This window comes from Nostoc sp. T09 (assembly GCF_002154695.1).
Classification (GTDB): Bacteria; Cyanobacteriota; Cyanobacteriia; order Cyanobacteriales; family Nostocaceae; genus Aulosira.
The window spans coordinates 1-14,097 of sequence record NZ_MTAV01000001.1; the positions used below are offsets into that span (position 1 = coordinate 1).

9 protein-coding genes are annotated in these 14,097 nt (G+C 40.4%); 6 read left to right on the forward strand and 3 right to left on the reverse strand.

The window, feature by feature from the left end:
• A partial coding sequence (locus tag BV372_RS00005; RefSeq protein WP_143844915.1) for a hypothetical protein occupies positions 1-358 on the reverse strand: 358 nt, incomplete at its 3' end.
• Between the two features lie 304 nt (positions 359-662).
• Between BV372_RS00005 and BV372_RS00015 the strand changes: the two genes are divergently transcribed.
• From BV372_RS00015 to BV372_RS00040, 6 genes are all read left to right on the forward strand, one after another.
• Positions 663-2,807 carry a peptidase domain-containing ABC transporter gene (locus BV372_RS00015; protein ID WP_086681325.1) on the forward strand — a complete coding sequence of 715 codons (2,145 nt, stop codon included), beginning with the start codon at positions 663-665 and terminating at the stop codon, positions 2,805-2,807.
• Between the two features lie 86 nt (positions 2,808-2,893).
• The gene (locus BV372_RS00020) at positions 2,894-5,557 is read left to right on the forward strand and encodes a filamentous hemagglutinin N-terminal domain-containing protein (RefSeq protein WP_086681328.1); all 2,664 of its coding nucleotides are present in this window, start codon (positions 2,894-2,896) and stop codon (positions 5,555-5,557) included.
• 552 nt (positions 5,558-6,109) lie between these two features.
• Positions 6,110-6,652 carry a tail fiber domain-containing protein gene (locus BV372_RS00025; protein ID WP_179197924.1) on the forward strand — a complete coding sequence of 181 codons (543 nt, stop codon included), beginning with the start codon at positions 6,110-6,112 and terminating at the stop codon, positions 6,650-6,652.
• 196 nt (positions 6,653-6,848) lie between these two features.
• On the forward strand, positions 6,849-7,379 hold the full coding sequence (locus BV372_RS00030) for a tail fiber domain-containing protein (RefSeq protein WP_086681333.1): 531 nt from the start codon (positions 6,849-6,851) through the stop codon (positions 7,377-7,379).
• A gap of 54 nt (positions 7,380-7,433) precedes the next feature.
• A complete protein-coding gene (locus BV372_RS00035) occupies positions 7,434-9,668 on the forward strand; it encodes a TOMM precursor leader peptide-binding protein (RefSeq protein ID WP_086681337.1) in 2,235 nt (744 codons plus the stop codon).
• A gap of 95 nt (positions 9,669-9,763) precedes the next feature.
• On the forward strand, positions 9,764-10,705 hold the full coding sequence (locus tag BV372_RS00040) for a sensor domain-containing diguanylate cyclase (RefSeq protein ID WP_086681340.1): 942 nt from the start codon (positions 9,764-9,766) through the stop codon (positions 10,703-10,705).
• 155 nt (positions 10,706-10,860) lie between these two features.
• Here the strand turns inward: BV372_RS00040 and psaB are convergent, their stop codons facing one another.
• Together psaB and BV372_RS00055 are read right to left on the reverse strand one after the other, a co-directional pair.
• A complete protein-coding gene (psaB, locus tag BV372_RS00045; RefSeq protein WP_086681343.1) occupies positions 10,861-13,089 on the reverse strand; it encodes a photosystem I core protein PsaB in 2,229 nt (742 codons plus the stop codon).
• A gap of 468 nt (positions 13,090-13,557) precedes the next feature.
• Positions 13,558-13,797 (reverse strand): hypothetical protein, encoded by a 240-nt coding sequence (locus tag BV372_RS00055; protein ID WP_086681349.1) that lies wholly within the window; start codon positions 13,795-13,797, stop codon positions 13,558-13,560.
• Positions 13,798-14,097 lie beyond the last annotated feature (300 nt).

Below are 14,097 nucleotides of genomic sequence, written 5' to 3' on the forward strand. Positions count from 1 at the left end.
CCTTTAACCTTTTCCCTTTCCCCCCTCTTGCAAAAATATATTTTTGCAAGAGGTCTAATAGATATTCCCAAATGCGTCGAATCTCTGCCTGGAAAGTTTCGCGGTCAGTCTCGGCATTTTGAATCACTTGAGTGAAGTAATCAGCGAGTAAGACAACATCTTCATTTAATGACCCTACAGACTCTGTAAGATTGTCCACCTTGAGGGTTAGCTGATCGAGACGCGCAGTAACCTGGGCGATTGCCTGAGTATTTGCCTGCTGCTGCCTTGCTGTATCACCCAGTGCGGTCGTCGTGAGCAATAGCATTTGCTCAATTCGGTCAAGTCTATTGGGTTGCTGATTAAATGCTTCAGTCATAGAAATTTTCGCTAAAAATTAACCTGGCAGATAGATTTCACAAGCTGAATTGCAAGCAGGATAGAGTTTGCAGTTGTCACACTTCAGTTACATTTCATAAAAATTTATGCTGGACACAGATAAAAAACAAGTGTTATAACTGGCTTTTTGAGTTTGGATCTGGGAATTATCAATATAAGCAATGATATCTTCCTGTTTCACAGACTGATTTTTTATGAGATTAATCCTAGCAGCTTGCACAATTCGGATATCACCTGAGGAGGGAACCACAGCAAGAATTGTCTGCTCACGTGAATGACACTCTATGCCTTATCAACTCATTCGTCAGCATAGCGAAGAAGATTGCGGAGCAGCTTGTCTAGCTACAATCGCCAAACATTACGGACGTATTTTTAGCCTTAACCGTGTTCGCGAAGCTGTAGGAACAGGGCAACTTGGTACTTCTCTCTTGGGGCTAAGACGTGGTGCGGAAGCCTTAGGGTTTAATGCTAGAGGAGTTAGAGTCGCACCAGAAATTTTAGATAAATTACAAGAAATCGCTCTACCTGCAATCATTCACTGGCAAGGTTATCACTGGGTAGTCTTGTATGGTTGTCGCGGTAAGAAGTATATCATTGGCGATCCGGCTGTTGGTCTTCGTTATCTCTTGAAGGATGAGCTAATGGCGGGTTGGGCAAATCGGCTCATGCTGATTTTAGAACCAGATACTGTTCGCTTTTTTGCTCAACAGAGCGATCGCATTAACAATTTTCGGCGCTTTATCCAACCAGTCTGGAATTATCGCGCTATCTTAGGCGAAGCATTGATCGTCAATATTTTTGTGGGACTGCTGTCTCTGATTTCTCCTTTTCTGCTACAAATTCTTACTGATGATGTCCTAGTTCGCGGAGATACTAGGCTGCTAGTAAATATTGTATTGGCAGCTATTGTGATGAATTTTTTTAGCAGCAGCCTCAGACTTGTTCAATCTAACCTGATTACTCATTTTGCTCAAAGACTTCAGTTAGGACTGGTATTAGAATTTGGTCGGCAAATTCTTCGCTTACCTCTGACATACTATGAATCTCATCGGAGTGGTGAAATTATTACTCGGCTGCGAGATATTCAAGAAATTAATCAGCTAGTTTCTCAGTCAATCATTGGACTGCCAAGCCAGTTTTTCATCGCGCTGATATCCTTATGTTTCATGTTGTTCTATAGCAGTAAGCTGACGTTAATTGCTCTAATTTTTTCAGTAGCGATGACATTATCAACCTTGATTTTCCTACCTATTCTGCAACAAAAAACGCAAAATTTATTGGTTTTAGAAGCTGAAAATCAAGGTATTTTAGTTGAAACTTTCAAAGGAGCAATAACGTTTAAAAGTCTAAGCGCTGCTCCGCAATTATGGGAAGAATTTCAGAGCCAATTTGGCCGAGTTGCCAATTTAGCATTCAAAACGATGCAGATTTCAGCTATTAATAATATCTTTTCTGGGTTAGTGTTTGGAATTAGCAGCATTCTCCTTTTATGGTTTGGTAGCAGCCTAGCGATCGCTAGAGAAATCACAATTGGACAATTGCTAGCTTTCAACAGCATGAATAGTAATTTTCTCGGTTTTATTAGTACATTAATTGGTTTTGCTAATGGACTTGTGCAGGCTAAAACTTCTATTCAACGATTAGCAGAAGTGCTCGACGTAACTCCAGAAAATCAAGGAGACGAACAAAAGCCTTGGGTAGAATTTTCTCCTAATTCCGACATCGTCTGTATTAATCTTAATTTTCACCATACAGGCAGAGTTGACCTCCTGAAAGATTTTTCACTGACAATTCCTGGTGGTAAGATAGTTGCTTTGGTGGGTCAATCAGGCTGTGGTAAAAGCACTTTGGCAAAACTAATTGCTGGATTTTACTCGCTACAATCTGGCAATATCCGGATTGGTGATTACAATTTGCAAGATATATCTCTTGATTCACTGCGTCAACAAATTGTCCTAATTCCTCAAGAAGCCCATTTTTGGAGCCGTTCAATTATTGAAAATTTCCGCTTAACTGCTCCTTATATCAGCTTTGAGACAATTGTTCATGCTTGTAAACTAACAGGTGCAGATGAATTTATTAGTCGGCTACCTGATAAGTATCAAACTGTTTTGGGTGAATTTGGTGCCAATATCTCAGGAGGTCAGCGTCAGCGTCTAGCTATAGCTAGAGCGATTATCTCCAATCCGCCAATTTTGCTCATGGATGAATCTACTGGTGCTTTAGATCCAGCTAGTGAATCACATTTACTAGATCAATTATTAAGCGATCGCTCTGGTAAAACTACAATTCTGATTAGTCACCGACCCCATGTTATTCAACACGCAGATTGGATCGTTGTCCTGAATGAGGGGCGATTAATTGCTCAAGGATGTTTCGAGGATTTGCAAGCTCAACCCGAAAACCCTCTGTTTTTCTTAAATTCTTAATTAGCAAGTTTAATTAGTAATCCTGGCAGGTATTAAGGGAATACTGAGAGAGAGACAAATAGCCAAAGTTGACTAATTTTAATTATATGAGTTGGCACTATATTCTCAGTATTGCTGGATTATTTACTATTTGCAATCTGGCATTTGCTAAACCCTGTGATGCTCAGGCGATCGCGGCAGATGGTACTCTCCCTACAAACGTTGCTTCTCCTGATAATCTCAATTTCACAATTACAGGTGGTAGCCAAGTAGGAGGTAATCTTTTTCATAGCTTTAGTCAATTTTCTGTACCAACTGGTGGTTCCGCCAACTTTAATAATCCTACCTTTATTCAAAATATTATTAGTCGAGTAACTGGAAGTTTATCTTCCTATATCGATGGCAAAATTCAAACCATTGGCAATGCCAATCTATTCTTAATTAATCCCAATGGAATTATCTTTGGTCCCAATGCCAAATTAGATATTGGTGGGTCATTTTTAGCTACTACCGCCAACAGTTTGAAGTTTACTGATGGTAAAGACTTTAATACATCCGCAGATGGAACTCCGCCTTTACTAAGTATAAATCTTCCTATCGGATTACAGTATGGCAGTAACTCAGCAGCTATCCAATTACAGGGAGCCAATCTTGCAGTAACGACAAACCAAACACTGGCGCTAATTGGTGGTGAAGTAACTATGAATGGTGGTCAGTTGAGTGCAGATAGTGGCCGTATTGAATTGGGTGGAGTAGCAGGTTCAGGTACGGTTAAACTTTCATTAATAGGGAGCCAGTTTCAATTAAGTTTTCCTAGCGATTTGGTTAGAGCCAATGTATTACTTACCAATGATGCTATGGTCACAACCAGTGGTGATGGAGGCGGTAGTATCCAACTTACAGGGAAGCAGTTAACAATTAATAACTCCCGTGTAGAAGCAGGGACACTAGGCGCTATTTTAGGAGCAAATTTGATATTAAATGCTTCAGATGCCGTCATCGTATTAAATAACAGCACGACTGGAATTTTTGATCGGGGATTATTTGCTGAAAATAGTGGTAGTGGAGCCAGCTTAGGAATCACAATAAATACTAGCAAACTTCAGGTTGAAGGTGAAGCTCGCATATCTACCGCCGCCTTACCTGGTTCCTCAGGAAAAGGAGGAGATTTAACCATCAATGCTACGGATGCAATTGAACTAAGTGGTGTAGATTCAGTAGATACTTCTTTATTTACTGGATTATTGACAGATACATACGGTAGTGGTTCAGGAGGAAACTTAACTGTAAATACGGAGCGATTATTTGTTCATCACGGAGCACAAATATCGGCTGCAACCTTCGCTGATGCAAAAGGTGGAACTCTCACAGTAAATGCTGCTAATAGTGTGGAATTAATTGGAGTCGCACCCTCAGATCTCCTAGTCAGTGGTTTGTTTACAGCAGTTCAACAAGGTAATGGACAAGCTGGAGATTTAATAGTTAACACAAGGGAGCTAATTATTAATGATGGAGCACAAATTTTCGCTGGTACTTTAGCAGCAGGAAATAGCGGCAACATGATTATTAATGCTAGCGATTCTGTCAATGTCAGGGGGGTTTCACCTATTTATCATTTTCCTGGTGGTCTTTTCAGTGGCACAAATCCAGATAGTACAGGTAATGCAGGCAATATAACAATTAATACTAAGCAATTAACAGTGCAGGATGGCGGTAATATTGCTGTTGAGACTCTCGGTTTGGGTAAGGGAGGAATACTCACCATCAATGCAACTGAATCTGTTCAATTATTAGGGCAAGGGCCTCTTAGGGAAGACCCATTAGACTCAACCCGCTTAATTCCCACCTTTAGCAGTTTATCTGCAAGTGTTTTAAACAAAAATAATATTAATAACGCTGGCAACTTAGAAATTTCTACGGGAAAATTATTATTGCAAGAGGGTGCGCGGTTAAGTGTTGATAATGAAGGCTTAGGTCAAGGTGGAAGTATTAATATACAAGCTAATTCAATAGTGCTTGATAATGCAGGCAATCCTCAACAAGACTCAGGAGGAATTCAAGCTACAACCAAATCAGGTGAAGGCGGTAATATCACCTTACAGGTTAAAGATATTTTATTAATGCGCAACGGCAGTAAAGTTACTACTGATGCTACAGGTGGTAATGGTAACGGTGGTGATATAAATATTAGTTCCAGTTTATTAGCTGCTGCTGAAAATAGTGATATTACAGCTAATGCAATTCAAGGTCGAGGTGGGAATGTTCAAATTACAACTCAAGGAATATTTGGGATTGAGTTTCGTCCTGAACTTACTTCTGAAAGTGATATTACAGCTAGCTCTCAGTTTGGATTAAATGGTGCTGTGGAAATTAAAACTCTGGCTATTGATCCAAGTAAAGGAATTGCTGTTTTACCAGTTCAGCCAAATGATGCTTCGACATTAATTACTCAAGGTTGTGGACAGTATAACCCAGAACAATACAGCCGTTTCATTGTGACTGGAAGGGGTGGGTTACCACAAAATCCAGAGGTAGTGTTGGGTAGTGACACAATTTTAGAAGATATCCAAACAGTCCCAATTTCCGCAAGTAGCGATCGCTCTAGAATAGCTGTTACTTCTGCAACTTTACCATTGCCTACCTCTGATGAGATTGTAGAAGCTCAGGGACTTGTAGTTGGCCCTCAGGGAGAGGTATTTTTAACAGCACAAGCACCAGTCATCACGCCTCATACTTCTGGACTGTCTCCAGCTAGTTGCTATACACATTAGATAAACCCAAAATAAATTCCCTAGGAGATAGATTGTAGAAAAATTATTAGAGATTGAATAAAGTTACCAAATTGATAAAACCGTATTATTACTGGCTTAAAAGTTCAATAAAATTTAAAAAATAAATTTATTTTAAAGAGTATACAGATGTTCATATATTTATGAATATCAACATAAATCTAGTAAGTTCGGTGCTGTAGCTCCTAATCTAAATTAATTCACTTTGGTAAATAAGGAAATTTACGTAAATCTTTTTAAAGATTGGATAAAGCAGACAAATGGCTATTCGCGTCCTCTTACCATGTCTTTTTTAAAGTTGATTTTACAATAGGGAATTTACATTGAGGCAGTTTACGCCAACAATGTGATTAAATGACAGTCTATTAATTAGGAGAGGATGCAGTCCCAACAAAAAATTATCAGCACAAGTAAATAACTTGTTGCGGATATAAATGCTCAACAACTAGTCAAATGTATTTTCAGATTTCTAACTTAGAGATAAACCTGGCTAGCCTTTACTGCTAATCACTCTACACACTAATGGTTAAATATATGCACTTGAATTCTAACAACTTGACAACTACAGAAAGTCTGATTGAAGATCTGAGCGATGAAGAATTAGCCGCTTGTGTTGGTGGTTGTGATATTCAGCTTACTGTTAGCAAACGAAAGGTTGCAGAAGTCCCACTAGTTGAATTGCCATTAGTGGGAGATGTCTCTGCCAATATCACTACTATAGGAATCACTTACGATCCTAATGGCTCAGGTCGCTTTAAGAGCGATCGCAATGTTAAAGAAGAAGTGGCTGAGGTTGATGTCCACGCCATTCTCAAAGGAATTGCCAGTTTACCCATCACCACCTGGAAGTATAAAAACCAGGATGAAACAATTCGTCATATTGGCCCAATGGCACAAGACTTTGCTGCAACATTCAACGTTGGTGAAAGCGATCGCTTTATCGAAGTTGTAGATGCCAACGGTGTAGCTTTGGCTGCAATTCAAGCACTGTACCAAGTGATGCAACAGAAAGACTCTCGAATCGATGAACTGCAAACACAGTTACTTCAGCTAAAGCAACAATTAGCTGAGAAGTAAACTTAAGTTTCAGCTGCTATGCCAGTACTTATCCAATTTTAAATAAAAATTAAACTTGAGTTATCGATCAATTACCATAGCTCTCTTTTAAATCTGTGCCAATTCGTGGAAGTCAGGGAAAAACTGCATCTACTTAACAAACAGATTGGTGCACTTATTGTACAAAATAAATTTAATTAAATCCGCATAAAGCTATATGTACACCAATGAGCAAAAACCTGTAACCACAGCAAGCCTAATTGAAGAATTATCGGATGATGAGTTAGCAAGTTGTGTTGGAGGTACTGGCTACATTAATCCTGGAGGACAGGAAGTTCCGGGAAATTCTGGAACACTAAAGGCTGCTGGACTAAAAAATAACCCAAATATGTATCTAGACCCCAATGGTTCAGCTCGTTTCACAAGCGATCGCAATGCTAAGGAAGCGCTGGCTGAGGTTGATGTCCACGCCATTCTCCAAGGTATTGCCGATTTACCCATCACTACCAGGAAATATAACAATCAGGATCAAACAATTCGCCATATCGGCCCAATAGCAAAAGATTTTGCCACAACTTTCAACGTTGGTGGAAGCGATCGCTTGATCAATGTTGTAGATGCCAATGGTGTAGTTTTAGCAGCAATTCAAGCACTTTATCAAAAGTTGCAAGCACAAGATAGCCAAATCAATAGTCTTAATCTCCAAATTAGTGAGATAAAGCAACAACTTCTGCTAAATTCGCAATAAATTATATCCATTGCAAAATAAGCTTCACTGCATCTATATTTAACTACCAGAGTTATGCTTATTCAGCCGAAGTTCAAAGAGCACTTTCATGTTGAGATATCTCCTCCTAGAACTGTATTTCTCTTGAGTGAAAGAGGGCATTTTGTCTTGAATGGGCGTCTATACTGCCTACTAGCACCTCTACTCAATGGACTTTACACTGTAGAGGAAATTGCTCAACAACTGCAAGGACAAGCTTCGGCTGATGAAACTATCTATGCATTAGAGCAGCTGGAACGTAAGGGATACATCACCAATGCTGATAACACATCACTTGCGGAATCGGCTTTTTGGGGACTGCTCAATAGGGATGCTAACCTTGTAAATCAACGTCTCCAAGAAGCTAAAGTTGCTGTCAGTACTTTTGGTAGCGTCAAATCTGAGCCATTAACTGCTATCTTAGAATCTCTCAACATTGATATTGGTGATTCTGGCAAGTTTGCTGTTGTGCTTACAGATGATTATCTCCAACCTGGTTTGGTAACATTTAACAGAGAAGCTTTACAAGAGAAGCGTTCTTGGTTGCTAGTTAAACCAGTGGGAGGCGTAATTTGGATTGGCCCCATCTTTCGACCTGGTTATACAGGCTGTTGGGAATGCCTAGCACAACGTCTGCGGATGAATCGTGAGGTTGAGTCTTTTCTGCAAGAGCAGAAACAAACCTTAAATCCGTTTCCAGTTTCTCGTGCTGCTTTAGCTTCAACTGTACAAACTGGGTTAAATTTGGCAGCGACTGAAATTGCTAAATGGTTAAGTAACCCACAACAGCATCCTCTAGAAGGAACTTTACTAACTTTTGATCTTGTCAATCTCAATCTGCAACGTCATACCTTAGTTCATCGTCCTCAATGCCATTGTTGTGGCGAACCTACCTATATAAGTCAAAGGCAACCTCAACCACTGGTGCTAAATAGCCAACCAAAGCAATTGAGTGATGATGGAGGGTATCGCAGTTGCTCACCTGAACAAGCTTTTCAAAATTACGAACATCACATTAGCCCGATTACTGGAGTGATCAGAAGTTTATTTCAACCGTTCCAGCAGAACGAGCTGATTCACGCCTATGTTGTTGAGCACAGTTTTCCTAAAGAAGGTAGACAGTTAGAGGATTTACGCAATAAAAGCAAAAGCTTTGGTAAAGGGAAAACAGCAGCCCAGGCCAAGATGAGTGCCTTGGGAGAAGCAATTGAGCGCTACTGTGGAAGCTTTACGGGAGAAGAACCAAGGGTGAAAGGTAGTTATGCCAATCTCAGAGAAGGGGCAATTCATCCCTATGAGTTCATGCACTATAGCGCAAATCAGTACCGCGATCGCCAGGCTTGGAATCAGCAACACCAGATGATTCAATGGATACCCGATCCCTTTGATGACAGCCAAGAAATTGAATGGACTCTCATCTGGTCACTTACCCACCAACAATTCAAGTATCTGCCAACAGCATATTGTTATTATGGGTATGCTTTGCCTGAAGGTCGTTGCTTTTGTTATGCAGACACCAATGGATCTGCGGCTGGAACTACTAAAGAAGAAGCTATTCTTCAAGGATTTCTGGAGTTGGTAGAACGGGATGCAGTAGCAATATGGTGGTACAACCGTTTACATAAACCTGCTGTCGATTTAAATAGCTTTGAAGAGCCTTATCTACATAACTTAAAAAAATACTATACATTTATCGAGCGTGATTTTTGGATATTAGACTTAACTACTGATTTAAATATTCCTACCTTTGCAGCAATTTCCCGACGCTTAAATCACCAGCCAGAAGATATTCTATTTGGGTTTGGTGCTCACTTCAATGCTAAAGTCGCCATATTGCGTGCTGTTACTGAAATGAACCAGATGATATTTCTTTCTAATGGGGGAAATCCTTGTTCACCAGCCAAGTTCACCCGTCAGGATATGCAAAGCTGGTGCAAAAATGCAACATTAGCAAACCAAGCTTACCTGGTTCCCGATGCCAATATAGTTCCTAAAGTGTTCGCAAACTATCCTTCTTACCACAATCATGACTTGCAGAAAGATGTACTTGCTTGTGTTGATGTAGCTACTAAACATGGGCTAGAAATGTTTGTTCTCGATCAAACACGTCCAGATATTGGTATGCATGTTGTTAAAGTTGTTGTTCCTGGCCTGCGTCACTTTTGGGCGCAGTTGGCACCAGGTCGGCTTTACGATGTACCTGTAAAAATGGAGTGGTTAAGAGAAGAATTAACAGAAGATCAGCTTAATCCAATTCCGATGTTTCTTTAGAGCTTTAATTCAGAATAGCTTAAGAATAACTAATATTTTTAGTGAATAGCGCTTAAAAATATTATGATTATCTGTTAATAACATATAGTTAACATATGAAACCTAGGAATACTAGTTGCAAAGCTGGTATATTTGATTCCAAAATAAATCAAATAACAAATGAATATTCTGAAGATGCCTTTGTAAAAGTTATTGATTATTTTCCTGATTTAATTTTAATAACAACATTAGGAAAAGGATATTGCGTAGAAATTAATCAAACATTCTTAAAGGTAACTGGATATAGTAGAGAGAATGTTATTGGTTACCCGATTACATTATTAGATATGGGATTTACCTTTGAAGGGTATTCACAAATCCAGAAAAGTTTAAAAACGCAAGAACATATTCACAATTTGGAAATTGAATTTTGTTTAAAAACTGGTGAGAAACGCACTGGTTTATTATCAGTGAAGCTTTTAGAATGGCAAAAAAAAACTTATTTACTTAATATCATTCGTGATATCACAGATCGTAAACAAATTGAGGAGGAATTACGTCATATTGCCATGCACGATCCACTAACAGGTTTACCAAATCGAGCTTATTTTATGCAGCAATTGGATTACGTGCGGGAATGTCAGCAGTATCATACCAGATATTTTTCTTCTATCTTGTTTCTCGATTTGGATGGATTTAAGGCAATTAATGACAATTTCGGACACGATACTGGAGATAAATTTCTGATTGAAATTAGCCAGAGGCTAAAATCTCTCCTCCGATGGGGAGATTTTATTGCACGACTTGGTGGAGATGAATTTGTAATTTTATTAGAAGATATAAAAGATTTTCGTTGTGCAGCTCGTATAGCTAATCAAGTTATTGCTGCACTCAAACAACCTTTTATCTTGAATGGTCAACAGATCTCTTGTTCAGTGAGCATTGGCATATCAACAATCTCAGCAGATACTAAATCACCTGAAGAAGTGTTACGCAAAGCAGATACTGCAATGTATCAGGCAAAAGCATTTGGTAAGAGCCGTTATCATATCAGTTAATAAGCGGTCATTTGTCATTGGTCTGAAATGCGATCGCTCAAAATTATTCGTTGCTGAAAACAACAAATCATCAATATCTTTCAATAAAAAAATCCCCTCTATGCCGTCAGCTTAGAGGGGGAGAAGTGCAAAAGGTCAGAGGATATCAAAAATTTTTAGCCAAATTTACCAGCGGTTGAAGAGATCAAGAATGCTGCAAAGGTAAGGATGTAGCCAACCGTGAAGTGAGTTAGACCAACTAACCAACCTTGGACAATAGAAAGGGCAACAGGCTTATCCTTCCAGCGAACTAGGTTAGCCAGTGGAGTGCGTTCATGTGCCCAGACTAGAGTTTCAATCAACTCTTGCCAGTAACCCCTCCAAGCGATGAGGAACATGAAACCGGTAGCCCAAACCAGGTGTCCGAAGAGGAACATCCAATCCCAGACAGACTGATTATTAACGCCGTAGGGGTTGTACCCGTTAATTACTTGAGCAGAGTTAGCCCAAAGGTAGTCTCGGAACCAGCCCATGAGGTAAGTAGAATTCTCATTGAACTGAGCTACATTACCTTGCCAAATACCTAGATGCTTCCAGTGCCAGTAGAAAGTCACCCAACCAAGGAGGTTCAACATCCAGAACGTAGCAAGGTAGAAAGACTGCTCCCAAGAGGAAGTTTGACAAGTACCGCCCCGACCAGGACCATCACAGGGGAAGGTAAAACCGAAGTCCTTTTTATCGGGCATCAGCTTGCTAGCACGGGCATCCAACGCACCCTTGACACAAATCAGGGTGGTGGTGTGCAAACCGAGAGCGATCGCATGGTGAACCAAGAAATCGCCTGGTCCGATGGTTAAGAATAGGGAGTTTGTGCCGGAGTTAATTCCATCTAGCCAACCTGATAACCAAACATTACCGTAGTTTGGCCAAGCCGTGTAAGCAATACTATCTGGGTTAGATAGCAGGGCGTTCATTCCATACAGCGCTTTACCGTGGGCAGATTGAATGAACTGAGCGAACACTGGCTCAATCAGAATTTGTTTTTCAGGAGTACCAAAGGCAACTACGACATCGTTGTGGACGTACAAACCAAGAGTATGGAAGCCCAAGAATAGCGATACCCAACTCAGGTGAGAGATAATCGCTTCTTTATGCTTGAGGACGCGATCGAGAACATTGCCCTTGTTTTGTTCTGGGTCGTAATCACGTATCCAGAAAATGCCAGCATGGGCAAAAGCACCGATCATCAAGAACCCAGCAATGTATTGGTGATGAGTGTACAGCGCTGCCTGTGTTGTATAATCCTTCCCTATAAAAGCGTAAGGAGGCATCGAGTACATATGCTGCGCCACCAAAGATGCCGCCGTACCTAGAGCTGCCAAGTGTATAGACAGCTGAAAGTGCAACGAGTTGTTGTAGGTGTCGTATAACCCGTGGTGTGGCAGGTTAAACTGACCTTCAGTTCGGGCACCAAAGAAGTTTCTGGCGTTGAGCATCTCTTTGATGCTGTGACCGATCCCAAAGTTAGTCCGGTACATATGACCGGCAATAATGAAAATCACAGCGATCGCCAAGTGGTGATGAGCCATATCAGTCAGCCACAGCGATTCTGTCTGCGGATGGAAGCCACCCAAAAAAGTCAGAATTGCGGTGCCTGCACCTTGGGATGTACCAAATATATGCCCAGGTGTATCCGGATTTTGAGCGTAGACACCCCAATCACCTCTCCAGAAGGGTCCTAAACCTGCTGGATGGGGTAAGGTGGTGAGGAAATTCTTCCAGCCAACATGAACACCGCGAGATTCAGGAATCGCAACGTGAATTAAGTGACCTGCCCAAGCCAAAGAACTGACACCAAACAAACCAGCCAAGTGGTGATTCAGGCGAGGTTCAGCACTTTTGAACCAAGAAAGGCTGGGACGATACTTGGGTTGTAAATGTAACCAACCAGCAAACAAAAACAACGCTGCCAACAGTAGGAGGAACACTGAACCCATATACAGGTCATTGTTTGTCCTCATCCCGATGGTATACCACCAATGGTAGACCCCAGAATAGGCAATGTTAACTGGATTGTTAGCGCCGCCTTGGGTAAACGCATCAATCGCAGGTTTACCAAAGTGGGGGTCCCAAATCGCATGGGCGATCGGGCGAATATGCAGGGGATCTTTAATCCACTGTTCAAAGTTACCTTGCCAGGCTACGTGGAACAGAAGGCTAGAAGCCCAGAGAAAGATGATTGCCACATGGCCGAAGTGAGTAGCGAAAATCTTTTGGTAAAGATTTTCCTCTGTCATGCCATCATGGCTTTCAAAGTCATTGCCCTGAGCCATCGCGTACCAGATCCGACGTGTAGTCGGATCTTGGGCGAGATCCTGGCTAAATTTAGGATATTTTCTTGCCATGTATTTTAATCAAATCCTCCCTAAACGCTATTTCAAGTTGCTACTTCTCCCGAGTCAGCAACACGAAAGCAATTGAATAAATACCCTTTCTGGCTTAAATCGGAGGTTAATCGAATAGCAAAAGCTGGTGAGCATCAGGATAAAACAGGCATAATTCCTAGGCGTATATACCTAGGCAATATGATGGTGCAACTCATGCATATAGGAGTAATCAAAAAATTATTAGCTACTATTTCCATCACACTTAAGATGTAGATTGATATTAAATAAGCTTGTAGTCCTGAATACAGCTAATCTGTTGCACTTCTTAATAGTTTATTTGCTCAAAAGAGAGTGCATAAGCATAAATTTGGCAAGGCTGTTGTTACAAATATTTAAGTGCAAGTGTAACTGTGCTATGTCATAGAAAGCTATTAACAATTAACAACCAAAGTCAGGGTGGTAACTCTCTGGCTTTGGTTGCTAAAACTACGGGTTGATAATGCCGTAGTAAATGGCGGCAACAAATAAGAAAATTGCCAATATCAATAGGGGCAAGCCATAGCGAACTCGACGGTCTGGTAAATCTTTATTAGTAATGACATTCTCTGCTTGAACCTGAGTCACAGGCTCAGATTTCCCTGGTTTTTGGGGATTCATATAGTCAGGTGTATTCTCGATAGCTGAATAATTATTCTCTGGCGTTCTTGGAGTTTCTTGGGATTTCATAAACTTTATTGCCATGACTTTGTGACTAAATCTGCTGTCATGGTTCCAAACATGTACCTAGATAGACATCATTCTTAAGAACTAGCTTTTTTTGATATTTAGTTATGCAAAAGGGCTGACATCATGTGAAGTTTAACTGTAATTTTAAATGCATTATTTTAGCTAAATTAGCTCTAAATAAACGATATCAAGCCGCATTATTTATTAGAGGATGTTTGGCAAGTTTAATTTCATATTTATTTTGGCGATTAGTAACATACTGTTGATTAGTTGATGATGTGCCTTACCCCTTCAGCTATA